Genomic DNA, 24,775 nt, shown 5'->3' on the forward strand with positions numbered 1-24,775 from the left:
ATAAAAGATATTAGCTTATTTTTCCAAACTATAAGACTCTTCAATTTCTGATGCTTTCATAAATGGAATAATATCATATTGAATCGCTGTATCATCAGATAAATTATATATGTTAATATCTTCAACATTGTCACGCATAAAGCGGAAAAACGGTAAGATTTTGAATAAATCTCTACTCAACTCCGAAGGCATAGGATTCTTATCTTCGTCATAGAAACGCGAACAACTACCCGTTAAATCCAGGCCGGAACAAATGACCCGCGCATACTTCAGTGAATATGCTATTTGGATTGCAGCAAAGGCAATAGTATGGCATGAGCAATAACCAAGACTAATGTCCTTGCAAAATCCAACCAGACGACCTTTTTTAGACAACGGTACAGAGATCAGCAGTTCTTTGTGAATTTGGCTCAAAATATTAAATTTAATCTTCTTTATAAAACCACCTTTTTCCCGGCGATAAAAAGACCGTAATATAAGACAGTTCTGGCGGATATAAAGTTTATCTTCTTCGGAGGCGTGTTCATAAACGTCAACGTTTACGATGGTATAACGACTTCTCTGGTTAAAATTATAAAAATCATCACGACGCTGATGTAAAAAACGAACATCTGTAAGTACATAAATAAAGGGAACAATATTATGACTTAACAGATATTGCGCAGAACCATTGACAGCAATAATATCCTTTGCCCGTAATACCGACAAAGGCGTCTTTTGCGATGTGGGACCAGATAGAAAAATAATAACATCATCAGATGTTTTACTTTTAATCAGGTTTTCAACATCCATTTTGTCAATGTATCGAATATTCTTCATGATAAACCTGTGAAATAAATAACTCCGTATAAAAATGCCTAACGAAGACGCGTAATGGTGGGATATTTCTGCTTTAGCGTGCTGGTTTTCCTTTCAAACGCCGCATAATATTGCGCATTTTTTTACGATAAACTAAAAGATAATAACCTAGATCCTTAATCTCATTTTTAATACCGTAATGACGCTCTAAATCTATACGGTCTTTCGCTTTCCGTTGCGCTGAAGCACGTTTCCCAGAGAGATCAATAATTCGAACTTCACCATTTTTAATAATGAAGTTACCACGATGAGGATCACCAGAGACCATACCATGTTGATGCAAAGAATGAATTGATTGCTGAATTTTATTTTTTAACTCGTTATCAATATTGGGTATATCACATAACTCTACACCATCAATATACTCGATCAGCATGATATATGTATGGACAAATCGTAAAGTTTTTCGCTCTGCTAATAAATAAAAATCATTGAGAGTATGTAATCCTTCATTTCGCACTTTTTGGGTTTGTTCAAAAAGGCGTTCGTAATAATCTCCTTTTAATAGAGATTTAAAAAAACGCTCGTTGCGTTTAATTTTGGGAGAAAAGACCTTAAGCACCAACTTACCGTAATCGGTGTCAATAAGCATGACTTTTGTATCATCAATAGAACGAAACACTTTGATGATCTTAATATTATAAGACAAAAAGTCATTTAATACATTGAGGTACTTTGAATTGTTGTCATCAGTAAAAACAACAAAATCTTTAACCTTATTTTTCTGAATCATGATAAGCCAATTAAAAGTTATTTACTGTAATATTTTCGGTAAAGATAACGAACCCCTGCTATAATGCCAGTTACGTAATGATGCTGAACTAACAAATGCTTATATCTTTTCTTAAATTCGATAACTGATTTTGCATCTCTGGGGGAATCATTTTTCCATGGCGAGTTATCTAACGCTATTTTAAAGTATTTTACAGATGGATAAATTGCCCATTTATGCCACGGTTTAGTTGCCCCTGTATAATGGATGAGAAGCGTGTTTTCTGTAATCAACTTTTTATAGTTCTGATGTGTTTTATCTTTTAATTCGCTTTTAATGGTATAAATAGTATTGAATTCACGAGGCAAAAATATTGTCATCCCTTTCAATAAAACATTCATAACATCTTGATCGGGATATTTATAAACATTATCTTTACTCATAAGAATAGATAACGCTTTTTCTGTTAGTTTTGCATTAGCCCATTTTTTTAAGTCTAAATAAACCACTCCTGAATTAAAGTAGCGCCCCCTTAGTTCAGGATCAGACAACCTGGATACCGCCTTTTCCTGCATTGGCTCAACATCTTTAACAACAGCAGCCACCGCTCCGTTTAAATCCAGATGAAGTAATTGGCTAATATCACCCTTACAAACAACATCCGCATCAAGATAAAGTAAACGATCAAGCGTCAGACCCAATAATTGAAACGCAAACAAACGAAAGTACATTGCTCTTGACCAGACCTGTGTACAAGGCAAGCACTGAAGCTTATCAGTATTAATTCTATAAAGCGTGATTCTTAATTGGTATTGCCTTGCAAGTTTTTCGACCTTTTGAAAAAAATCATCATTATAAATATCAGCAATAATATAAAAATCAAGATTAATATGTCGATTATTTAGGACAATTGATGTGATAGAAATACCTACACCATCAAGATAATTAGCATCGACACCATAGGCAACATTTAAACATTCAGAAGTATTTTTATTAGTTAGCCTAAAATCCCAGGCTTTAACTTTATCTATCTCTATGGCAGGAAATGAGTCCACAAGGCTACCCTTATATCATTACTTTATAGATTCCCAGTTTAATGCTTTATCTTTTCAATAAAATACAAAAGATAATTGCTAAATCCTTTTATATATCTATGCTTTCTCAGCATATGTTTTGCGCTATACCTTAATTGATTGCTATTGTTTGGTTTCAGCAACGCCGTATTCTTCCATGGCGAAGCATTTTTTGCCTCCATAAAGGCTTGTGATACAGGATAATCCCAGGCCCAATCATGCCAGGGCTTGGTCGGACCAATATAATGGATAAAAATAGTATCGCTGGTTACTGGATTTTTAAAACTTTCTTTGAGTTGGTAATTTAAGCTAAACTGGGTATTGTATTTTATATCAGCAAAAATAAGTTTATCTGCCAGTAGCATATTTAATACATCCTGATCAGGATGTGTTATTTTTTTTACTATCTCCGGATCATTTAACATTCCAATGGCTCGTGCAGAAACCTGCTCAACTGCCCATTGGTGAGTATTGATCAATAAAAAACCAGAGTTAAAATAACCTTTAGCAATCCCCACAACACCTAACGAATGTGCACGTTTTTCCCACCAGTCATTTTGTCCTTCGGTAACAACCATTGCGACTGTATGATCAGGAAACGTAAAATTAATAAGTGGTTCTATAGTTCCCTGACAAATGATATCTGCATCCAGATATAGAACTTTAGGTGTTTTATTAATAAAGTAATCTGCAATAATAAAGCGAAAATAGATTGCATGAGTCCAGTTCTTGGTACTTGGCAATGAACGGAGCCGATCGCCATTAATTAAATATACCTTAATCCTGGTTTTGTATTGCTGAGCCAGAGAATCAAAATATTTTCGCTCATCTTCACAAAAATAGTCTGTGAAAATATGGAAACATAAGCGATTTCCTTCATTATATTTTAATATTGAAGCAATCGAAATTCCGCAACCAAAAAGAAAATTCTTGTCAGTTCCATAAGCAATATCCAGACAAAGACTTTCTGTTTCTACTTTATAATTGTAATCAATAACTGAATTGAGAAACTCAGTCTCCTGGAAAAAAACCTGCTGCATCATTTCCTCCGGGAAATAACAGAAATAATTATCTTGTGTAATCTGTCATAATATTTCTGCTGGTAAAATTTATCGATCGACGCAGGAATTTTTTCATGTTCGATGAGAATTTCACCGGCTATGTATTTATTGAGAAGAGAAACAAAACTGGTCATATCACCCGGTTGATATAAATGACCATTAACATCAGGCTGGATGATGTCAGCAGGCCCGGAGACACAATCTGCACTGATACAAGGAATCCCCCACGATAAGGCTTCAAGCAGAGTCATCGGGAAACCTTCAAAAGATGACGTGAGTAATAACGCACTCACTTTTTTAATATCCTGCTCAACTAATTCCCAGGGATGTTGTTGCCAACCATACCAGACAATTCGATCATCAATATTTAACTCTCTACCATAAGCCTGGCATTTTTCGAAATCGGAACCATCACCCAATACATGAAGTTTCCAGTCACCTTGCACTTGTGATAAGCCATCAAGAAGATCTTTTACTCGTTTCTGACCTTCGAATTTCATGCGTCCGACATAAATGAAGATTGCCGTTTCGCCTTCTTCGGGTGCTGGAATGACTGAATCTTTCGCTTCGACAGGGTTAAAAATAACGTTTATCGTCGATTCTGGTACACCCCGGTTAATCATTTGTTGTTTAATACCGGAGCTGATTGCTAAATGATAGTCGGCACAGGTGATATATTCAGCATGTTTTTTATGATCTAAAGAAAAATGCGGCCATGAAAATACAGGTACATCAACTCCAGATTTTTTACGCGCTTTTTCCGCATACAAACATGAGATCACATCAATACAAATAACAACATCTGGCTGATAATTCTGAAGCCATTTGCTTAAAGCATGAATATGCTTCGCGCGACGTAAAAAACCTAAGCGAATGTTGGAAAATGAACACGAGTACTTAATACCTTCCAGCCATCCCTTATCCATTTTGTCATTACGGCAAAAGAAAAACATTTCACTTTGGATATGTTGTTGTCTGAAGGTGGTAATAACATCTCGAATGACTGTTTCCATACCACCAAACCCTGAAACAGCTTCGCCGATAAACGCTATTTTCATAATTATATTAATTTTCCATCTAAATTTTCACACCTAATAATTTAGCGCGAAGATAATGGTAATAGTAAGAAATGGCTTTGCTATACTTCCCTTCGGCCCAATATACTTTAGCCTTTAATCTAATGTCACTTGATGATGGTGCTAACATCCTTTTATAATATTTCCACGGTGAATTATAAAAGTAACGATCAAAGTTTTTGGCTCTAAATATTTTATACCATGGCTTATTTTGAGTGACATAATGCATTATGATTGTGTTGGGTAAGTTTTTTTGTTCTTCATCACATATTACTGATAATGTTGTTTTATTATTATATTTTTTATCGATGTAATATAAGCGTCCATTAAGCAAAATATTTAACACATCCTGATCTGCGTACCTATATACCTTCCCATTGTTGATCATCTCCAGCGCCTTTTGTGTTATATTTTCTTTTTTCCACGCACTGATATTAATAAGCATAACGCCGGCATTAAAATAATTTATAAAATCAATACCATAGTCTAACTTTTTCACACGATCTTGCATATCTGGAGAGTCAGAGATGACGCATGCCATATAATCTTTTAAATCGTAATCAACGAGATCATATAAAGATCCATTACATATAATATCACAATCAAGGTAAAGTATGTTTGTTATTTTATCATCAACAACTTCTGGAATTAAAAAACGCAAACATGTTGATAAAGGAATTCCCAGAACCAGGGTATCAGGATTAATATCAAATTTATCTGTCACATGATATATTGATATTGACGTATTTGGTCCCTCTAGCTCTGAAAATACTGAACATTCGCTTTCGCTTATTCCTGAAACAAGAAGATGAAAATGAAGATTAATATTACTATTGTTTGAAATAATTGAATATAATGCAACGCCCGCCGGCATTATGAAACCACTGTCAAAGCATAACGCTATATGCAAATGTTTAACATTCGATATTTCGTGTCGAAATAAATCTTGTTTCTTAGCCACGAAGCTTTTAAGATTTAACAATTTTTAAACCCTTATTATAATCAATGAATATTTAAAGCTTTTTCCTTATTGTTCTTTCTTTTATTTTTCGTGCCTTAACTTCTGTTTTTTTAATTAAGTTAACTTCCTGTAATAAAACTTCGCGTAAAGGCATCCCAAAATAAACCTTCATAAATCGCCATATATCTCTCTGCGTCAGGCCAATATTCATCGATGAAAAATATAGACCAATCAAATCTTTATCCCGCCAACGACGTGGGACTTTTTCCCGTATCTGCGCGCGATGCAGGTCTATTACCGAAATTTTTAATTCATCTTCCCGGCCAGTGAACGGTAAATGAAGCAAAAAGTGGCAGATATAACAATCACGATGATTTATTCCTGCTGCGTGCATTTTACGCACCATAGTTGCCACTCGTGTAATCAGCATACGCTTAACACATATATCAGGCGGATTAACTGTCCAATCTGCACAATAATCTTCAAGGCTAATCGTAGGAGTAAGATCTTCGGTAATAATAAATGATGTACGGGTTAATGGATTTAACCCTTTTTCACCAAACCCTATACCGTGCATCGTATCAACACCGACATCATGCAGTCGATGAATAGCGTGCCACTCTCTGTCTGCGCCTAAAACGGGCATACGCAATGAGAGCAGGTTTTTTATAATTTCTTTTAAGGTCGTACCTTTGTGCCATTTAAGGAAATAGCTTTTCCCAGCCAATTCAAAGCGTAATGTTCGACGTGTCTCTAGTTCGCGAAAGACTTCGCCATTCAGTTTTTTAACTTCTGTAAAAGCATCTTTACCACGCCAAAGTGTGGCAAGCGGCTCTTTTAATTCAACCATCTAAACCACCTGTAATAATATCTGCGGCTTTCTCTGGCAGGCTGTATAAATCCTGAGTATCTGCATAATGGCGAGCATTCTCCGCCCAGGCCATTCGTAGCGAATACTGTGTTAATGCTTTGCGTAAGATCGCATTTAATTCTTCCTGACGGAATGGTTCCGCGATAACCGCTCCACAATTAGCATCTGCAATATAATGCGCGTATCCACATACTGCGGTTGTCAAAACAGGTAATCCAGCGGTGATCGCCTCAAGGAGAACAATACCGGCAGCTTCCTGGTAAGCGGGATGCAGTAAGAGATCTGCCGCAGCCATTAATTCAGACACGTCATTCCTCCCGGAAAAGAAATGCACGTTGCTACGTACCCCAAGTTTTTCTGCCAGCACTTCAAATTTGCGTGGTTTATCCTGACCAACGACAAACAAAAGCGTATTGTGGCGTAATGATTCTGGTAACGATGCCAAAGCCTTAATTGAGCGATCCACACCTTTACGACCGAAATCTGACCCAACCTGTAGCAATAAGTTTTGTTGTTCGGTTATGCCATTTTTCTGACGATATATTTCACGACTGTTTGGGATTTGCTCGCTGTATTTCCTGTCCGGATAGATGCCGGGGGGAAGAATTTGAAAACGTTCTGGTTCAGTCTGGTAATGCTTCTGGAAATCGGCGATTTGCTTATCGGTCAGCATCATGAGTTTCGTCGATTTACCATGTTCGAAAGTCGCTCGCTCAAACGCAGCATAATGGCGATAGCGTGATGTTAAACGATAGAAAAATCCCTTTTCTTGCGCCACTTTCTCGGCATAACAGACATCGGCGGCAAAATAGACATCCAGCCCAGGCATCTTATTAAACCCAACGACACGATCAGCAGGATGCGCTTTGAGATGATTTTGTACCCAGGCATAATATTCTGTATTACGTCCATGGTTAGTATGGGATTTAACCGGTACGCGAATAAGCTCAAATGCTTCCGGACAATCGCCTTCCCACGACTGTGTATATACCCGAACATGGTGGCCCCGTGCGGCAACTGTTAACGCAATACGCATAAAGTCACGCTGTAGACCACCAAATGGAAAATATTTATATAAACAAAACGCCACGATCATAATTATGCATTCCTGTTAGCTGAAGGAGCATCTTCTGGCAACAGCTTTTCCGTAGCGGCAATGACATCTTCCGCTGGAATAACAGAAAGATATTTTTTGTTGCGGTCAAGTTCGTGCCGGGTGGGCATTTGTTGATAATTACCCGCCCAGAACTGAATAATATTATCGGTCCATGGACGCCAGAATACATGATCAGTGGCCCCAAATAGGCTAATAACTGGCGTCTTCACCGCCGCCGCAATATGCCCTGGCGCAGAATCCACACCAATAAAGAGTACGGCATGATCAATTAACGCACCCAGTTCAGGAAACCGTGTTTTACCTGCAAGGCCAGTGATAGGTTTTGTTTGGCAGCCTTGTGCTATTTCATCTACACAGGCGAGATCATCTGCCGAAGGCCCACAGGTCAGCACAACCTGATAACCACGCCGTTGCAAAGCATCGATAACCATAGAAAACTTATCATTATCCCAGCACTTAAATATCTGACGAGCTGTCGGTTGGATGACGACATAATGATCTTTCACGCCCAGAGCATCTAATTCCTGCCGCATTTTCTTCCAGCAATCATCGGCGTAACTCATTGTTGTGTCGGTGTAGAAATCGGTAATACCTAATGGCTCAAGGACCGATAAATTACGCTCAACAATATGTGTACCGTGTATTGGCGCTAAGTGTGTAAAGCTTTTTTTCCAAATACTATGCTGCCGATGACCATAAAGTTGCGATATTTTCATACGTGCCGGTAAACAACGCACCAGCAGTGCTACCATCCATTGATCCGTAAGATTAATGACCAGGTCATAATTATTCGCACGCAGAGTTTTTATCAACGAAAGCACATTTTTAATTTTATCGAATGTTCCCGCACCTTTATTGCTTATGCCATAGAGCGTATTAATTTCCGGGTTTTCAGACAAAATAGGAATTGTATCCTGATAAAGCAGCATATCGATTTTTGCATCGGGATAATTCTGCTTGAGCGTACTGATGACAGGAGTAGTTAATAACATATCTCCGTGATATCGCATCTTTATGACCAGGATATTTCGAAATGGCTTTTCCACTAGCGACTCTTTTGTATGATTGTCTGGTTAAGTTAAGCAGAAAAAAGCACGCTACCGCCCCAGGCTCAACAGCTACCTGAATACTGATAACGCACTTACTTTGGCGTGCTAGTGTATCATTTCTTTCGCAGCAATCCGACCCGAATGTTTTTTATACACAAAATGGTTTTTAATCATAAAAATCATGCAGATAAAAAACCACATGCAGATAATTCTGGTACGGACGATGCCTATATAGAGTTGCAAATTGGTTCGGGCTTCAATGAATCGCATAAAAATACAAAAAAACTGGAGATGTCGTGGTAGTTCAGACCAAACAGAAGCTATTTAAGTCAAAAACGGGAAAAGTAATGGTAAAGCCCCAGCTAAATACATAGAATCCCCAGCACATCCATAAGTCAGCTATTTATTATGCTCGAATTGCTTTACACCGCCCTTCTCTACCTTATTCAGCCGTTGATCTGGATACGGCTCTGGGTGCGCGGACGTAAGGCTCCGGCCTATCGAAAACGCTGGGGTGAACGTTACGGTTTTTACCGCCATCCGCTGAAACCAGGCGGCATTATGCTGCACTCCGTCTCCGTCGGTGAAACTCTGGCGGCGATCCCGTTGGTGCGCGCGCTGCGTCATCGCTACCCTGATTTGCCGATTACCGTTACAACCATGACGCCAACCGGTTCGGAGCGCGTACAATCAGCGTTTGGGAAGGATGTTCAACACGTTTATCTGCCTTACGATCTGCCCGATGCGCTCAACCGTTTCCTTAATAAAGTAGACCCTAAACTGGTGTTGATTATGGAAACCGAGTTGTGGCCAAACCTGATTGCGGCGCTACATAAACGTAAAATTCCGCTGGTCATCGCCAACGCGCGACTTTCTGCGCGCTCTGCGGCAGGTTACGCCAAACTGGGCAAATTCGTTCGTCGCTTACTGCGTCGTATTACGCTGATTGCCGCCCAAAATGAAGAAGATGGTGCACGTTTTGTGGCGCTGGGCGCAAAAAATAATCAGGTGACCGTTACCGGTAGCCTGAAATTCGATATTTCTGTAACACCACAACTGGCTGCTAAAGCAGTGACGCTGCGCCGCCAGTGGGCGCCACATCGCCCGGTATGGATTGCCACCAGTACTCATGATGGTGAAGAGAGCGTGGTAATTGCCGCGCATCAGGCGCTGTTAAAGCAGTTCCCTAATTTATTGCTCATTCTTGTTCCACGTCATCCGGAACGCTTCCCGGATGCGATTAACCTGGTCCGCCAGGCTGGACTAAGCTATATCACACGCTCTTCCGGAGAAATCCCTTCCGCCAGTACACAAGTGGTAGTTGGCGATACGATGGGCGAGCTGATGTTGCTATACGGCATTGCCGATCTCGCGTTTGTTGGCGGTTCACTGGTTGAACGAGGTGGGCATAACCCACTGGAGGCTGCTGCACACGCTATTCCGGTACTGATGGGGCCGCATACCTTTAACTTTAAAGACATTTGCGCACGGCTGGAGCAGGCAAGCGGGCTGATTACCGTCACTGATGCCGCGTCGCTGGCAAAAGAGATATCCTCTTTACTCACCGACGCCGATTACCGTAGTTTTTATGGTCGTCATGCCGTTGAAGTGCTGTATCAAAACCAGGGCGCGCTGCAGCGTCTGCTTCAACTGCTGGAACCTTACCTGCCACCGAAAACGCATTGAGGTTGTTATGCAAAAACGGGCGATTTATCCGGGTACTTTCGATCCCATTACCAATGGTCATATCGATATCGTGACGCGCGCCACGCAGATGTTCGATCACGTTATTCTGGCGATTGCCGCCAGCCCCAGTAAAAAACCGATGTTTACCCTGGAAGAGCGCGTGGTACTGGCACAGCAGGCAACCGCGCATCTGGGAAACGTGGAAGTGGTCGGGTTTAGTGATTTGATGGCAAACTTCGCGCGTAATCAACACGCTACGGTGCTGATTCGTGGTCTGCGTGCGGTGGCGGATTTTGAATATGAAATGCAGCTGGCGCATATGAATCGCCACTTAATGCCGGAACTGGAAAGTGTCTTTTTGATGCCTTCAAAAGAGTGGTCGTTTATCTCTTCATCGCTGGTCAAAGAGGTGGCTCGCCATCAGGGTGATGTCACCCATTTCCTGCCGGAGAATGTCCATCAGGCGCTGATGGCGAAGTTAGCGTAGCGTTTATGCCGGATGGTATGCCATCCGGCGCGCATGAATTACTTCTGGCACCGCCTGCAATAAAACGTCGCCCGCTGCGCATGTTTAGTCGCCACGATCGGCGTACCGCACACCCGACACGGCTCGCCTTTACGCCCGTAAACCTGCAATTCCTGAGCGAAATAACCCGGTTTACCGTCACTTTGTAGAAAATCTTTCAGCGTCGTGCCGCCCTGTTCAATAGAACGGAGTAGCACTGCCTTAATCACTCGCGCCAACAATTCACACTCAGCCAGCGACAGAGACGATGCCAGCCGATCAGGATGGATCCCCGCAGCAAACAGTGATTCGCTGGCGTAGATATTTCCCACACCCACCACCAGCTTGTTATCCATCAGCCAGGGTTTAATCGCCGTTTTTTTCTTCGCGCACTTCTGATGTAGGTATTCGCCATTGAAATCGTCGCTAAGCGGCTCCGGCCCAAGATGGGCCAGCACATTGTGCCCTTCCAGTTCTTTGGCCCACAGCCAGGCGCCAAAGCGGCGCGGATCGGTATAGCGCAGCACTTTGCCGTTGCTCATCACCAAATCAACATGGTCATGCTTTTCAGGGGGAAGTTCTTCTGGAAGGATGCGCAGGCTGCCAGACATACCCAGATGAATGATAATCCAGCCCTCTGGCAACTCCAGCAGCAGATATTTAGCCCGGCGCTGCACGCTAAGCACTGGTTGGTCGCTTAAACGGTAGATTTCTTCCGAAACCGGCCAGCGCAAGCGTCCATTGCGCACCACCGCATGAAGAATGGTTGCACCAACGAGATGCGGTTCTATGCCGCGACGGCTGGTTTCAACTTCGGGTAATTCAGGCATAGCATCTCCAGGAATGAACAGATGCAGTCAATATGGGGGCAAACAGATAACAAAAAACCCCGCCGGAGCGAGGTTTTTCGTTACATTAAAGCGAGAATTATTTAATTTTCGCTTCTTTGTAGATCACGTGCTGGCGAACAACTGGATCGAATTTTTTCAGTTCCAGTTTTTCCGGCTTAGTACGTTTGTTCTTCGTAGTGGTATAGAAGTGACCAGTACCAGCAGAAGAAACCAGCTTGATTTTCTCACGAATACCTTTAGCCATGATTTATTTCCTCTAAGTACTTAGTACTTTTCGCCACGGGCACGCAGTTCAGCCAGAACTGTATCGATGCCTTTTTTATCGATTACACGCATACCTTTAGCAGATACGCGCAGGGTGACAAAACGCTTCTCGCTCTCAACCCAGAAACGGTGAGAGTGCAGGTTCGGCAGGAAACGGCGTTTAGTCGCGTTCAGTGCGTGGGAACGGTTGTTACCGGTCACCGGACGCTTGCCAGTAACTTGGCAGACTCGGGACATGTCTATTCTCCAAAAATCAAATTAGCTCGAGCTTCGTATGGGGTATTGGCGCCTCGTCAGGCTTTACAGCCCGGTCATCGCAGTTCTATGTGAACTCTCGATTGCCAGGCCCAAATGCCAAACCCGAGATTCTCAAAGGTGGCGTAGTATACGCTGACTCGGCGATGTGCTCAAGTCCCGAACAGACAAAGATCCCGAAGGATCGCGCATAGCGGGTTAAATCCAGCCGCGTTCGGCAAAAGAAACATATTCTCCACGCCCAATCACGATATGGTCGAGCACGCGTAATTCCATGAACTGACAACTTTTTATTATCCGTTCGGTGATGAGTTTATCCGCTTTACTGGGTTCAGCACAACCCGAAGGGTGATTATGCGCAAGGATCAGCGCCGAGGCGTTTATTTTTATCGCTTCGCGGATAATTTCCCGAGGATGGACTTCAACATGGTTTAGCGTGCCGGAAAAAAGACGGCTATGCGTTATAACCCGGTGTTGTGAGTCGAGAAAGATCACCATAAAGATCTCCCGCTCTTCGCCCGTGAGCTGGCTTTGTAAAAATTCCCTCGTCATCTCCGGGCTGAGTAACGGGCTTTCTTCACGCATCCGCACGTTGTAGTAACGCCGCGCCAGTTCGGCAATCCCCTTTAACTGGGCAAATTTCGCCACGCCAATTCCATGAACCCCACTAAATTGTTCATATTCAGAGGTTAACAAGCCGTAAAGAGAGCCGAAATTCTCCAGCATCTCTTTTGCCAGGGTTAACACATCTTTACCGCGCGTTCCTGTACGCAGAAATAACGCCAGCAGCTCGACATCCGTTAACGCACCAATGCCAAACTTCAGCATTTTTTCGCGCGGCATCAACAGCTGTGCATTGTTTTTCACCTTCACCTCCTTTGTGATGCTCGCATCCTGTCATAGCCGTTCCGTTAAATCGACGGCCAGTTTTCAATCCTGGAAAGCGCCTCGCAAAGTGATTCTCAGGTGAAAGCACGACAACAAAAGTATTGTGATAAAATCGCCAACTTCTGGTGTCACCCAACAGGAAAAATCATCATGAGTCTGGCCGGTAAAAAAATCGTTCTCGGCGTCAGCGGCGGTATTGCTGCCTATAAAACCCCTGAACTGGTGCGTCGTTTGCGCGATCGCGGGGCCGACGTCCGTGTGGTAATGACCGAAGCGGCAAAAGCCTTTATCACTCCACTTAGTTTGCAGGCGGTTTCTGGTTATCCCGTTTCCGACAGTCTGCTGGATCCGGCAGCCGAAGCGGCAATGGGCCACATTGAGCTGGGTAAATGGGCTGATTTAGTGATTCTTGCCCCAGCCACGGCGGATTTGATTGCCCGCGTTGCTGCCGGTATGGCGAATGATTTGGTATCGACGATTTGCCTTGCGACTCCTGCGCCTGTTGCCGTGCTGCCAGCGATGAACCAACAGATGTATCGTGCTGCTGCCACCCAGCATAATTTAGAGGTGCTTGCCTCGCGCGGTTTGCTGATCTGGGGGCCCGATAGCGGCAGCCAGGCCTGTGGTGATGTCGGCCCTGGGCGAATGCTCGATCCGTTAACCATTGTTGATATGGCGGTCGCCCATTTTTCGCCCGTCAACGACTTGAAACATCTGAACATTATGATTACCGCAGGTCCGACACGTGAACCGCTCGATCCGGTGCGTTATATCTCTAATCACAGCTCCGGCAAGATGGGATTCGCCATTGCCGCAGCCGCTGCACGTCGTGGCGCGAACGTCACGCTGATTTCTGGCCCGGTTTCACTACCGACGCCACCGTTTGTTAAACGTGTTGATGTGGTAACCGCACTGGAGATGGAAGCCGCCGTGAAGGCATCCGTGCAACAGCAAAATATCTTTATCGGTTGTGCCGCCGTCGCGGATTACCGTGCAGCCACCGTTGCCAGCGAAAAAATCAAAAAGCAGGCCACACCGGGTGATGAATTAACAATAAAAATGGTTAAAAACCCCGATATCGTCGCCGGTGTTGCCGCATTAAAAGACCATAGGCCTTATGTTGTTGGATTTGCCGCCGAAACAAATAATGTGGAAGAATACGCCCGGCAAAAACGTATCCGCAAAAACCTTGATCTGATCTGCGCTAACGATGTTTCCAGAAAAAATCAGGGATTTAATAGCGACAAAAACGCATTACACCTTTTCTGGCAGGATGGCGATAAAATCTTACCGCTTGAGCGAAAAGAGCTCCTTGGCCAATTATTACTCGACGAGATTGTGACCCGTTATGATGAAGAAAATCGACGTTAAGATTCTGGACCCGCGCGTTGGGAAGGAATTTCCACTCCCGACTTATGCCACTTCTGGTTCTGCCGGACTTGACCTGCGCGCCTGTCTCGACGACGCCGTAGAACTGGCACCGGGCGACACTACACTAGTGCCGACCGGACTGGCGATTCATATTGCCGACCCTTCACTGGCGGCGATGATGCTGCCGCGCTCCGGGTTGGGACATAAGCACGGTATTGTGCTTGGTAACCTGGTAGGATTGATCGATTCCGACTATCAGGGTCAGCTGATGATCTCCGTGTGGAACCGTGGTCAGGACAGTTTCACCATTCAACCTGGCGAACGTATCGCGCAGATGATTTTTGTTCCGGTGGTACAGGCCGATTTTAATCTGGTGGAAGATTTTGACGCCACCGACCGGGGTGAAGGCGGTTTTGGTCACTCTGGTCGTCAGTAACGCATACGCATCCAAATAACGTCATAACATCGCCGCAAACATTTCGTTTGCGGTCATAGCGTGGGTGCCGCCTGGCAAGTGCTTATTTTCAGGGGTATTTTGTAACATGGCAGAAAAACAAACTGCGAAAAGGAACCGTCGCGAAGAAATACTTCAGTCTCTGGCGTTGATGTTAGAATCCAGCGATGGAAGCCAGCGTATCACGACGGCGAAACTGGCCGCCTCTGTCGGCGTTTCCGAAGCGGCTCTGTATCGCCACTTCCCCAGTAAAACCCGCATGTTCGATAGCCTGATTGAGTTTATCGAAGATAGCCTGATTACTCGTATTAACCTGATTCTGAAAGATGAAAAGGACACTACTGCGCGCCTGCGCCTGATTGTGTTGCTGCTTCTCGGTTTCGGCGAACGTAATCCAGGCCTGACCCGCATCCTCACTGGTCATGCGCTAATGTTCGAACAGGATCGCCTGCAAGGGCGCATCAACCAACTGTTCGAGCGTATCGAAGCGCAGCTGCGTCAGGTATTGCGTGAAAAGAGAATGCGTGAGGGTGAAGGTTACACCACCGATGAAACGTTGCTGGCAAGCCAACTTCTGGCGTTTTGCGAAGGTATGCTGTCTCGTTTTGTTCGTAGCGAGTTTAAATATCGCCCGACGGATGACTTTGACGCCCGCTGGCCGCTGATTGCCGCGCAGTTGCAGTAATATAACGCCGGATGACTTACCATCCGGCGTTTCTTATCAAACCCCGTACTCTTCGCGATAAGCCTTAACCGCCGCCAGATGCTCCGCCATTTCCGGCTTCTCTTCGAGGTAAGCAATCAGGTCTTTCAGAGTGATGATAGAAATCACTTTGCAGTTGTAATCACGCTCAACTTCCTGAATCGCGGAAATTTCACCGCGACCACGTTCCTGACGATCGAGCGAAATCAACACGCCAGCAAGCGTAGCGCCATTGGCCTGAATAATTTCCATCGATTCGCGAATCGCCGTCCCGGCGGTGATCACATCATCCACCAGCATTACGCGCCCTTGTAACGCGCTACCGACCAGATTGCCGCCCTCACCGTGGTCTTTTGCTTCTTTGCGGTTAAAGCAGTATGGCAGGTCAAGGTCATGATGCTCCGCCAGCGCCACAGCGGTAGTGGTGGCAATCGGAATCCCTTTGTAAGCCGGGCCAAACAGCAGATCGAACTCAATACCAGAATCCACCAACGCTTCAGCGTAAAAACGGCCTAACAGTGCCAGATCGCGCCCGGTATTAAACAGCCCGGCGTTGAAGAAATAGGGGCTTTTGCGCCCGGATTTCAGCGTAAACTCGCCAAACTTTAATACCTGTTTGCCAAGCGCAAATTCAATAAACTGGCGCTGATATGGTTTCATGCCTTCGCTCCTCATCTTACTTTTCTACAGACAAAAAAAAGGCGACTCATCAGTCGCCTTAAAAATCAGTTTGCCAGCGCCGCTTTCTGCGTCGCTACAATGGATTCGATTCCCCCTCGGGCCAACGCCAACAAGGTGAGGAGTTCTTCGTGAGTGAACGGCTCGCCTTCCGCCGTACCCTGAACCTCAATGATGCGCCCATCTTCGGTCATCACTACGTTCATATCCGTTTCTGCGGCAGAGTCTTCGACGTATTCCAGATCGCAAATCGCTTCGCCGTTAACGATACCCACCGAAACCGCTGCCACCATGCCTTTCATCGGATTGGTTTTCAGTTTGCCATTCTCAACCAGCTTATTCAGTGCATCTGCCAGCGCCACGCAGGCACCAGTGATTGAAGCAGTGCGCGTGCCGCCATCGGCCTGAAGTACGTCGCAATCCAGCGTAATGGTGAACTCACCCAACGCTTTCAAATCAACCGCCGCACGCAATGCACGGGCAATCAGACGCTGGATTTCCATCGTGCGTCCGCCCTGCTTACCTTTCGCCGCTTCACGAGCGTTACGAGTGTGGGTAGAGCGCGGCAGCATACCGTATTCTGCGGTGATCCAGCCTTGTCCCTGTCCTTTCAGGAAGCGCGGCACACCTTCTTCAATAGAGGCGGTACACAACACTTTGGTATCGCCAAATTCGACCAGCACCGAGCCTTCTGCATGTTTTGTATAGTTACGAGTCAGGGTAACGGGACGCACCTGATTATTGCTACGGCCTGCTGGACGCATATTGAAATCTCCGGCTTGAAACAAATGTGGCTGCGCATTATACGGACTTCCGGCGGTTATTCCTATCCTGACAAGGCATCGATGGCTATAATCCTTCCACCTCTCCTTTTATAAACAGGAACGTCTATGATCCGCAGTATGACCGCCTACGCCCGGCGTGAAATCAAGGGTGAATGGGGGAGCGCAACCTGGGAAATGCGCTCGGTAAACCAGCGTTATCTGGAAACTTACTTTCGTCTGCCGGAGCAGTTCCGTAGCCTGGAACCTGTCGTTCGTGAGCGTATTCGTTCTCGCCTGACGCGCGGTAAAGTGGAGTGTACCCTGCGCTATGAGCCAGATGTCAGCGCACAAGGAGAACTGATTCTCAACGAAAAACTGGCTAAACAGCTGGTAACTGCTGCGAACTGGGTAAAAATGCAGAGCGACGAAGGGGAAATAAACCCGGTTGATATTCTGCGCTGGCCGGGCGTAATGGCAGCCCAGGAACAGGATCTCGACGCTATTGCCGCTGAAATTCTTGCTGCTCTTGATGGTACGCTGGACGACTTTATCGTCGCGCGCGAAACCGAAGGTCAGGCGCTGAAAGCGTTGATCGAGCAGCGTCTGGAAGGCGTCACCGCCGAAGTAGCTAAAGTGCGCGCCCATATGCCGGAAATTCTGCAATGGCAGCGTGAACGTCTGGTCGCGAAGCTGGAAGATGCTCAGGTTCAGCTGGAGAACAATCGTCTGGAGCAAGAGCTGGTGCTGCTGGCGCAACGAATTGATGTTGCCGAAGAACTGGATCGCCTCGAAGCGCATGTCAAAGAGACCTACAACATTCTCAAGAAAAAAGAAGCCGTTGGTCGTCGTCTGGACTTTATGATGCAAGAGTTCAACCGCGAGTCGAACACTCTTGCTTCGAAATCTATCAATGCCGAAGTGACGAACTCCGCGATTGAGTTGAAGGTGTTGATTGAGCAGATGCGCGAACAGATCCAGAATATTGAGTAAGCGACACAGCATTGTAGGCCGTTGTTAATTTCAGCGGCTCTACATACATCTACCTAAAAAACGTCAAAAATCCCATACTTTTTCTAATGCATTTTTCTTAACACAACATCAGAAAAATGCATTAGATTTGCAGAAAGCACCAATTTCACATAACTATAAATTATCAATCCAAACTCACCTTAAAAAATCTCAATCGTGACGATGCACACAAATCGCTACCCTGCCAGACAGATTTTTAGGGAGAGAACCATGCTGTTACACATTTTGTATTTGGTTGGTATTACCGCCGAAGCCATGACGGGGGCGCTGGCGGCTGGGCGACGCCGAATGGATACATTTGGCGTAATTATCATTGCGACCGCCACCGCAATCGGTGGTGGCTCAGTGCGGGATATTCTTTTAGGCCACTATCCGCTCGGTTGGGTCAAGCATCCGGAATATGTGATTATTGTTGCCACAGCCGCCGTACTGACCACTATTGTTGCCCCGGTGATGCCTTATCTGCGCAAAGTCTTTCTGGTGCTTGATGCGCTCGGGCTGGTAGTTTTTTCTATTATTGGTGCACAAGTCGCGCTGGATATGGGGCACGGTCCGATCATTGCCGTTGTCGCAGCGGTGACGACCGGCGTGTTTGGCGGCGTTTTGCGAGACATGTTCTGTAAACGCATCCCGCTGGTCTTTCAGAAAGAGCTGTATGCTGGGGTTTCATTTGCCTCCGCCGTACTCTATATCGCGTTGCAACACTACGTCTCTAACCATGATGTGGTGATTATTTCCACTCTGGTGTTTGGCTTTTTCGCTCGCTTGCTGGCGCTGCGTCTTAAGCTGGGTTTACCCGTCTTTTACTACAGCCACGAAGGTCACTAAGGCACAAAACCTGTGACCTGCTGGGCAGCCAGCCAGTTGCCCAGCATCTTGATTTGCCCATTATCTTTCCATTCAATAACCTGGCTGGCACGACGAGGTCCTGTCTCTGGCAGTTGCCGCCAATGCTGTTCGCTTCTCTGCAAAACTTGCTCCCAGGTGCTGGAATCGCAGGCGTTAAGCGCCGCCTGGGTTAAGGGTATTCCCATTGCCATCACCCAGCGGGTAAAAGGCTGCTTACGTGCCAGATTAAACTGATGCCATAACTGCTCGCTTTTGCTTTTCGCTATCCCCGGCGTGTTCTGCAATTGCTCTGGCGTTAACTGAAGCCAGGAAAAGATATGCTCAAGGTGATGAGTCTGATGCAGCGCACGCCAGCCAGCTTCACCAATGCCGTCCAGCCCCAAAACCTGTTTTGACCCCAGCCAGACTAGCCGTGAAATGAATTGCTCCTGACAAACATCAGAAGCAAAGTAGCAGGTCAACGAATTAAAGCGGTTTTCTGGCGGCATTGGTTTAGTACGTTCCGTTCCGCGCCAGACCACATCGTCAATGCGTGGAATACCCTGACCGGCAAGACTAACGAGGATTTGATCGCCAGGCGCAATATCCCATTCCTGCCAGCGCCTGACGGAACCAATATTCACCCGCTGAACTTTTTTATCATCCAGCATGACAGGCGCGAGTGACGCCACCACCGATATTTTGCCGCTCTTACCCACCGCAAACTGAATCGCATTCACTTCGGCAACCTGTGCCACGGGTTGATATTTCCACGCCACCAACCAATTCGCCTGACCCGGTAGCCAATGGATGGATTCGGGTTCTTTCGCCGCTCGTACAACGACACCATCGGTAACAAAGGGTAACGCTGTTTTCCACCACTCATTACGTATCCGCTCAATCTCATCAGCATTTTTGACTGCGCGAGTGTACATCTGCGTCAGACTAAACCCTGCGGTTGCAAGCTGTTGCAATCGCTCGGTCATTAACTGCGGTCCATCCGGCCACGCCCAGATAAACACGCCAAGTGAATTTAGCGCGTCAGTATTGTTCTGCCGCATCATCATGCCCGCGACTTTCGAGCGCGCATTCATTCCCCCCATTTGTTGTTGGATATGCCCCTCACGCTGGAGAAATATTTCGCCCTGCAGCGTACTGTTGGCTAAAGGTCCGCTGACGGATTGTGGTACAGAAGGAATCGAGCGAACTTTCTGCGTCCAGTCTTCGCCCTTCAGGCCATTACCACGACTGATCGCTTTAATCAGTTTTCCCTCACGGTAGACCAGAGTTACCGCAACACCATCAACTTTTGGTTGCACCCAAAGATCGCTGCGTTCACGCATCCACAGCCTTAACGCATTTTTATCCGCCATTTTACGTACGCCCGTATGCGCAACCGGATGGATAACCGTGCCGTTTAAAAGCGGCATCATGGCGTCACGATGCGTCTCTTCACCAAAACAACGTTGCCACTGCGTAAGACGGGCACTTATCTGATCGTAAACACTGTCTTCCACATCACTTTTTCCTACTCTCCAGTAATCATCGTCCCACTGTTTTATTTGTTGTTGCAGGCGGGAAATTTCTTCATGCGCTCTGGCGGGCGACCAGGCTGGGCAGACCGCCTGCGCCGATGATTGCCAGCACAAAATCCCCATTAATACCGCTATCCATACTTTCATCATCACCTCCGCTGTAGCCAGGCGGGCAGGTATACAACGTGGTGAATGTAAATCCGAGTGGCAAAAACGAAGTGTGCGAGAACGCTTCCAGAGAATCGTTCTGATTGCAGTAAATGACAGGGAATTGCGGAAACAGCTACGCAAAACGCAACAACTTTGCGCAAAAAGTATGAGCGAGGGCTACGTCACGTGACCGCGCCGTGTATAATAAGCTCGTATGTAGGCTTTATTTCGCTAATCACATACGAAAGATACTCATGGCTCAAGGCACGCTTTATATTGTTTCTGCCCCCAGTGGCGCGGGTAAATCCAGCCTGATTCAGGCTTTATTAAAAACCCAACCGTTGTATGACACCCAGGTTTCTGTTTCACACACCACGCGCGCACCGCGTCCAGGTGAAGTACACGGTGAGCATTACTTCTTTGTTAATCATGATGAATTTAAAGAGATGATTAGCAGAGATGCATTCCTTGAGCACGCGGAAGTGTTCGGTAATTACTATGGCACTTCGCGCGAAGCCATTGAGCAAGTACTGGCAAGTGGCGTAGATGTTTTTCTGGATATCGACTGGCAGGGCGCGCAACAAATTCGCCAGAAGATGCCACATGCGCGTAGTATCTTTATTTTACCGCCGTCCAAAATCGAGCTGGATCGCCGTCTACGCGGTCGCGGTCAGGACAGCGAAGAGGTCATTGCAAAGCGTATGGCGCAAGCAGTTGCAGAAATGAGCCATTACGCCGAATATGATTATTTGATTGTGAATGATGATTTTGACACCGCACTGGGTGATCTGAAGACCATTATTCGCGCCGAACGCTTGCGCATGAGTCGCCAAAAGCAACGTCATGACGCTTTAATCAGCAAATTGTTGGCAGACTGAACCTTCTTTCAGTATCATGCCCAGTCATTTCTTCACCTGTGGAGCTTTTTAAGTATGGCACGCGTAACTGTTCAGGACGCTGTAGAGAAAATTGGTAACCGTTTTGACCTGGTACTGGTCGCCGCGCGTCGCGCTCGTCAGATGCAGGTAGGCGGAAAGGATCCGCTAGTACCGGAAGAAAACGATAAAACCACAGTAATCGCGCTGCGCGAAATCGAAGAAGGTCTGATCAACAACCAGATCCTCGACGTTCGCGAACGCCAGGAACAGCAAGAGCAGGAAGCCGCTGAAATTCAAGCCGTTACCGCTATTGCTGAAGGTCGTCGTTAATCACAAAGCGGGTCGCCCTTGTATCTGTTTGAAAGCCTGAATCAACTGATTCAAAACTACCTGCCAGAAGACCAAATTAAGCGTCTGCGGCAGGCGTATCTCGTTGCACGTGATGCTCACGAGGGGCAAACACGTTCAAGCGGTGAACCCTATATCACGCACCCGGTAGCGGTTGCCTGCATTCTGGCCGAGATGAAACTCGACTATGAAACGCTAATGGCGGCGCTACTTCATGACGTGATTGAAGATACTCCCGCCACCTACCAGGACATGGAACAGCTTTTTGGCAAAAGCGTCGCCGAGCTGGTAGAGGGGGTGTCGAAACTTGATAAACTCAAGTTCCGCGATAAGAAAGAGGCGCAAGCCGAAAACTTTCGCAAGATGATTATGGCGATGGTGCAGGATATCCGCGTCATCCTCATCAAACTCGCAGACCGTACCCACAACATGCGCACGCTGGGCTCACTTCGCCCGGACAAACGTCGCCGAATCGCCCGTGAAACTCTCGAAATATACAGCCCGCTGGCACACCGTTTAGGTATCCACCACATTAAAACCGAACTCGAAGAGTTGGGTTTTGAGGCGCTGTATCCCAACCGTTACCGCGTGATTAAAGAAGTGGTGAAAGCCGCGCGCGGTAACCGTAAAGAGATGATCCAAAAAATCCTCTCAGAAATCGAAGGACGCTTGCAGGAAGCAGGAATACCGTGCCGCGTCAGTGGTCGCGAGAAACATCTTTATTCGATTTACTGCAAAATGGTGCTCAAAGAGCAGCGTTTTCACTCAATCATGGATATCTACGCCTTCCGCGTGATCGTCAATGATTCCGATACCTGTTATCGCGTGCTCGGCCAGATGCACAGCCTGTATAAGCCGCGTCCAGGTCGCGTGAAAGACTATATCGCCATTCCAAAAGCGAACGGCTATCAGTCTTTGCACACCTCGATGATTGGCCCCCACGGCGTGCCGGTTGAAGTCCAGATCCGTACCGAAGATATGGATCAAATGGCGGAGATGGGTGTTGCCGCACACTGGGCTTATAAAGAGCACGGCGAGACCAGCACCACTGCGCAAATCCGCGCCCAGCGTTGGATGCAGAGCCTGCTGGAGCTTCAACAGAGCGCCGGTAGCTCATTTGAATTTATCGAGAGCGTTAAATCCGATCTCTTCCCGGATGAGATTTACGTTTTCACACCGGAAGGGCGCATTGTCGAACTGCCTGCCGGTGCCACGCCTGTCGATTTCGCGTACGCGGTGCATACCGATATCGGTCATGCCTGCGTGGGTGCGCGAGTTGATCGCCAGCCTTACCCGCTGTCGCAGCCACTCTCCAGCGGACAAACCGTTGAAATCATTACCGCGCCGGGCGCTCGCCCGAATGCCGCCTGGCTGAACTTTGTCGTCAGCTCGAAAGCACGCGCCAAAATCCGCCAGTTGCTGAAAAACCTCAAGCGTGATGATTCCGTTAGCCTGGGGCGTCGCCTGCTCAACCACGCGTTGGGTGGCAGCCGTAAGCTGAATGAAATCCCGCAGGAAAATATTCAGCGCGAACTGGATCGCATGAAACTGGCGACACTTGACGATTTGCTGGCAGAAATCGGTCTTGGCAATGCAATGAGCGTAGTGGTAGCGAAGAATCTCCAGCAGGGAGACGGTTCCATTCCACCAGCAACCCAAAGCCACGGGCATCTGCCGATTAAAGGCGCTGATGGCGTGTTGATCACTTTTGCGAAATGCTGCCGCCCTATTCCCGGCGACCCGATCATCGCCCACGTTAGCCCCGGTAAAGGTCTGGTGATCCACCATGAGTCCTGCCGTAACATCCGTGGCTACCAGAAAGAGCCAGAGAAGTTTATGGCTGTAGAATGGGATAAAGAAACGGCGCAGGAGTTCATTACTGAAATCAAGGTGGAAATGTTCAACCATCAGGGTGCGCTGGCAAACCTGACTGCGGCGATCAACACAACCAATTCCAATATTCAAAGTTTGAATACGGAAGAGAAAGATGGTCGCGTCTATAGTGCCTTTATTCGCCTGACCGCCCGGGATCGCGTACATCTGGCAAATATCATGCGCAAAATCCGTGTGATGCCAGACGTGATTAAAGTCACCCGAAACAGAAATTAATGTTTTATGAACCCAACACGTTATGCACGCATCTGTGAAATGCTCGCCAGGCGGCAGCCTGACCTGACCGTCTGCATGGAACAGGTTCACAAACCCCATAACGTTTCTGCGATTATTCGTACCGCAGATGCCGTTGGCGTACATGAAGTTCATGCCGTCTGGCCTGGCAGCCGGATGCGCACTATGGCTTCGGCTGCGGCTGGCAGCAACAGTTGGGTACAGGTGAAAACGCACCGCACCATTGGCGATGCCGTCGCCCATCTGAAAGGCCAGGGAATGCAGATTCTGGCAACCCATCTTTCTGATAACGCCGTCGATTTTCGCGAAATTGATTACACCCGCCCGACCTGTATTTTGATGGGTCAGGAGAAAACGGGCATCACGCAGGAAGCGTTAGCACTGGCGGATCAGGACATCATTATCCCGATGATCGGCATGGTACAGTCGCTGAACGTTTCCGTCGCATCGGCACTCATTCTTTACGAAGCCCAACGTCAGCGGCAAAACGCAGGCATGTACCTTCGTGAAAACAGCATGTTACCGGAATCAGAACAACAACGCCTGTTGTTTGAAGGCGGCTATCCGGTGCTGGCGAAAGTCGCAAAACGCAAAGGCCTGCCTTACCCCCACGTCAATCAGCAAGGCGAGATCGAAGCTGATGCCGACTGGTGGGCCACCATGCAGGCTGCAGGGTAAGTGCG

27 protein-coding genes are annotated in these 24,775 nt (G+C 46.6%); 11 read left to right on the plus strand and 16 right to left on the minus strand.

All coding sequences use genetic code 11. The annotated features are described in order from the left end of the window. Positions 1–15 precede the first annotated feature (15 nt). The 9 genes from waaZ to rfaQ form a co-directional block, all read right to left on the minus strand. Complete coding sequence (gene waaZ, locus RGV86_RS12160; protein WP_309508371.1) at positions 16–819, minus strand: 3-deoxy-D-manno-oct-2-ulosonate III transferase WaaZ; 804 nt, start codon at positions 817–819, stop codon at positions 16–18. Positions 820–892: 73 nt separating this feature from the next. After that, complete coding sequence (gene rfaY / locus RGV86_RS12165) at positions 893–1,591, minus strand: lipopolysaccharide core heptose(II) kinase RfaY (RefSeq protein WP_000615184.1); 699 nt, start codon at positions 1,589–1,591, stop codon at positions 893–895. A 17-nt stretch (positions 1,592–1,608) separates the two neighbouring features. After that, the gene (rfaJ, locus tag RGV86_RS12170) at positions 1,609–2,625 is read right to left on the minus strand and encodes a lipopolysaccharide 1,2-glucosyltransferase RfaJ (RefSeq protein WP_085461464.1); all 1,017 of its coding nucleotides are present in this window, start codon (positions 2,623–2,625) and stop codon (positions 1,609–1,611) included. A gap of 38 nt (positions 2,626–2,663) precedes the next feature. Then, on the minus strand, positions 2,664–3,683 hold the full coding sequence (gene waaO / locus RGV86_RS12175) for a lipopolysaccharide 3-alpha-galactosyltransferase (protein WP_085461465.1): 1,020 nt from the start codon (positions 3,681–3,683) through the stop codon (positions 2,664–2,666). Further along, a complete protein-coding gene (gene waaB, locus RGV86_RS12180) occupies positions 3,683–4,762 on the minus strand; it encodes a lipopolysaccharide 1,6-galactosyltransferase (RefSeq protein WP_085461466.1) in 1,080 nt (359 codons plus the stop codon). The genes waaO and waaB overlap by 1 nt, the downstream gene beginning before the upstream one ends. A 19-nt stretch (positions 4,763–4,781) precedes the next feature. Continuing rightward, positions 4,782–5,762, minus strand: a complete 981-nt coding sequence (locus RGV86_RS12185; protein WP_032226825.1) for a glycosyltransferase family 8 protein — start codon at positions 5,760–5,762, stop codon at positions 4,782–4,784. Between the two features lie 31 nt (positions 5,763–5,793). Further along, the gene (gene rfaP / locus RGV86_RS12190; RefSeq protein ID WP_085461467.1) at positions 5,794–6,591 is read right to left on the minus strand and encodes a lipopolysaccharide core heptose(I) kinase RfaP; all 798 of its coding nucleotides are present in this window, start codon (positions 6,589–6,591) and stop codon (positions 5,794–5,796) included. Next, on the minus strand, positions 6,584–7,708 hold the full coding sequence (rfaG, locus tag RGV86_RS12195; protein WP_085461468.1) for a lipopolysaccharide glucosyltransferase I: 1,125 nt from the start codon (positions 7,706–7,708) through the stop codon (positions 6,584–6,586). The genes rfaP and rfaG overlap by 8 nt, the downstream gene beginning before the upstream one ends. A 2-nt stretch (positions 7,709–7,710) precedes the next feature. Then, positions 7,711–8,775, minus strand: a complete 1,065-nt coding sequence (gene rfaQ, locus RGV86_RS12200; RefSeq protein WP_071995211.1) for a lipopolysaccharide core heptosyltransferase RfaQ — start codon at positions 8,773–8,775, stop codon at positions 7,711–7,713. A 411-nt stretch (positions 8,776–9,186) separates the two neighbouring features. On the opposite strand from rfaQ, the gene waaA reads away from it, so the two are divergent. Both waaA and coaD read left to right on the plus strand, forming a co-directional pair. Continuing rightward, on the plus strand, positions 9,187–10,464 hold the full coding sequence (waaA, locus tag RGV86_RS12205) for a lipid IV(A) 3-deoxy-D-manno-octulosonic acid transferase (RefSeq protein WP_000891554.1): 1,278 nt from the start codon (positions 9,187–9,189) through the stop codon (positions 10,462–10,464). A 7-nt stretch (positions 10,465–10,471) separates the two neighbouring features. Next, positions 10,472–10,951: a pantetheine-phosphate adenylyltransferase gene (coaD, locus tag RGV86_RS12210; RefSeq protein ID WP_001171876.1), complete on the plus strand. Its 480-nt coding sequence runs from the start codon at positions 10,472–10,474 to the stop codon at positions 10,949–10,951. Between the two features lie 38 nt (positions 10,952–10,989). On the opposite strand, the gene mutM is transcribed toward coaD, so the two are convergent. From mutM to radC, 4 genes are all read right to left on the minus strand, one after another. Then, positions 10,990–11,799 (minus strand): bifunctional DNA-formamidopyrimidine glycosylase/DNA-(apurinic or apyrimidinic site) lyase, encoded by an 810-nt coding sequence (gene mutM / locus RGV86_RS12215; RefSeq protein ID WP_001114530.1) that lies wholly within the window; start codon positions 11,797–11,799, stop codon positions 10,990–10,992. 97 nt (positions 11,800–11,896) lie between these two features. Then, entirely contained in the window at positions 11,897–12,064 is a 168-nt protein-coding gene (rpmG, locus tag RGV86_RS12220; RefSeq protein ID WP_001051798.1) for a 50S ribosomal protein L33, read from the minus strand. A gap of 20 nt (positions 12,065–12,084) precedes the next feature. Continuing rightward, complete coding sequence (gene rpmB / locus RGV86_RS12225) at positions 12,085–12,321, minus strand: 50S ribosomal protein L28 (protein WP_000091955.1); 237 nt, start codon at positions 12,319–12,321, stop codon at positions 12,085–12,087. 216 nt (positions 12,322–12,537) lie between these two features. Beyond that, on the minus strand, positions 12,538–13,206 hold the full coding sequence (gene radC, locus RGV86_RS12230; RefSeq protein ID WP_010344500.1) for a RadC family protein: 669 nt from the start codon (positions 13,204–13,206) through the stop codon (positions 12,538–12,540). Between the two features lie 171 nt (positions 13,207–13,377). On the opposite strand from radC, the gene coaBC reads away from it, so the two are divergent. The 3 genes from coaBC to slmA all read left to right on the plus strand — a co-directional run bounded on the left by coaBC (position 13,378) and on the right by slmA (position 15,737). Continuing rightward, complete coding sequence (coaBC, locus tag RGV86_RS12235; RefSeq protein WP_000050165.1) at positions 13,378–14,598, plus strand: bifunctional phosphopantothenoylcysteine decarboxylase/phosphopantothenate--cysteine ligase CoaBC; 1,221 nt, start codon at positions 13,378–13,380, stop codon at positions 14,596–14,598. Continuing rightward, complete coding sequence (gene dut, locus RGV86_RS12240; protein WP_000976068.1) at positions 14,576–15,034, plus strand: dUTP diphosphatase; 459 nt, start codon at positions 14,576–14,578, stop codon at positions 15,032–15,034. The genes coaBC and dut overlap by 23 nt, the downstream gene beginning before the upstream one ends. 106 nt (positions 15,035–15,140) lie before the next feature. Continuing rightward, complete coding sequence (gene slmA, locus RGV86_RS12245; protein WP_000818603.1) at positions 15,141–15,737, plus strand: nucleoid occlusion factor SlmA; 597 nt, start codon at positions 15,141–15,143, stop codon at positions 15,735–15,737. A gap of 36 nt (positions 15,738–15,773) precedes the next feature. Here slmA and pyrE read toward each other — a convergent pair whose 3' ends face one another. Together pyrE and rph are read right to left on the minus strand one after the other, a co-directional pair. Next, complete coding sequence (gene pyrE / locus RGV86_RS12250; RefSeq protein ID WP_000806155.1) at positions 15,774–16,415, minus strand: orotate phosphoribosyltransferase; 642 nt, start codon at positions 16,413–16,415, stop codon at positions 15,774–15,776. A gap of 65 nt (positions 16,416–16,480) precedes the next feature. Further along, positions 16,481–17,197: a ribonuclease PH gene (gene rph, locus RGV86_RS12255; protein ID WP_001247086.1), complete on the minus strand. Its 717-nt coding sequence runs from the start codon at positions 17,195–17,197 to the stop codon at positions 16,481–16,483. A 126-nt stretch (positions 17,198–17,323) separates the two neighbouring features. Between rph and RGV86_RS12260 the strand changes: the two genes are divergently transcribed. Both RGV86_RS12260 and RGV86_RS12265 read left to right on the plus strand, forming a co-directional pair. After that, a complete protein-coding gene (locus RGV86_RS12260) occupies positions 17,324–18,187 on the plus strand; it encodes a YicC/YloC family endoribonuclease (RefSeq protein WP_000621334.1) in 864 nt (287 codons plus the stop codon). Positions 18,188–18,436: 249 nt separating this feature from the next. Continuing rightward, on the plus strand, positions 18,437–19,054 hold the full coding sequence (locus tag RGV86_RS12265) for a trimeric intracellular cation channel family protein (RefSeq protein ID WP_000924289.1): 618 nt from the start codon (positions 18,437–18,439) through the stop codon (positions 19,052–19,054). Here RGV86_RS12265 and ligB read toward each other — a convergent pair. After that, the gene (gene ligB / locus RGV86_RS12270) at positions 19,051–20,736 is read right to left on the minus strand and encodes an NAD-dependent DNA ligase LigB (RefSeq protein ID WP_085461470.1); all 1,686 of its coding nucleotides are present in this window, start codon (positions 20,734–20,736) and stop codon (positions 19,051–19,053) included. The two genes, RGV86_RS12265 and ligB, sit on opposite strands and share 4 nt — an antisense overlap. Positions 20,737–20,993: 257 nt before the next feature. Here ligB and gmk point away from each other — a divergent pair, with 257 nt between their 5' ends. The 4 genes from gmk to trmH are packed head-to-tail and all read left to right on the plus strand — an operon-like array spanning position 20,994 to position 24,770. Continuing rightward, the gene (gene gmk / locus RGV86_RS12275; protein WP_010344504.1) at positions 20,994–21,617 is read left to right on the plus strand and encodes a guanylate kinase; all 624 of its coding nucleotides are present in this window, start codon (positions 20,994–20,996) and stop codon (positions 21,615–21,617) included. Between the two features lie 54 nt (positions 21,618–21,671). Then, positions 21,672–21,947, plus strand: coding sequence for a DNA-directed RNA polymerase subunit omega (gene rpoZ, locus RGV86_RS12280; RefSeq protein WP_000135057.1), 276 nt, complete (start codon positions 21,672–21,674; stop codon positions 21,945–21,947). A gap of 18 nt (positions 21,948–21,965) precedes the next feature. Continuing rightward, positions 21,966–24,074, plus strand: coding sequence for a bifunctional GTP diphosphokinase/guanosine-3',5'-bis pyrophosphate 3'-pyrophosphohydrolase (gene spoT, locus RGV86_RS12285; RefSeq protein ID WP_000280472.1), 2,109 nt, complete (start codon positions 21,966–21,968; stop codon positions 24,072–24,074). Positions 24,075–24,080: 6 nt separating this feature from the next. Beyond that, positions 24,081–24,770: a tRNA (guanosine(18)-2'-O)-methyltransferase TrmH gene (trmH, locus tag RGV86_RS12290; RefSeq protein ID WP_001070182.1), complete on the plus strand. Its 690-nt coding sequence runs from the start codon at positions 24,081–24,083 to the stop codon at positions 24,768–24,770. Positions 24,771–24,775 lie beyond the last annotated feature (5 nt).

Origin of the sequence: Escherichia ruysiae (genome assembly GCF_031323975.1) — a bacterium.
Classification (GTDB): Bacteria; Pseudomonadota; Gammaproteobacteria; order Enterobacterales; family Enterobacteriaceae; genus Escherichia; species Escherichia ruysiae.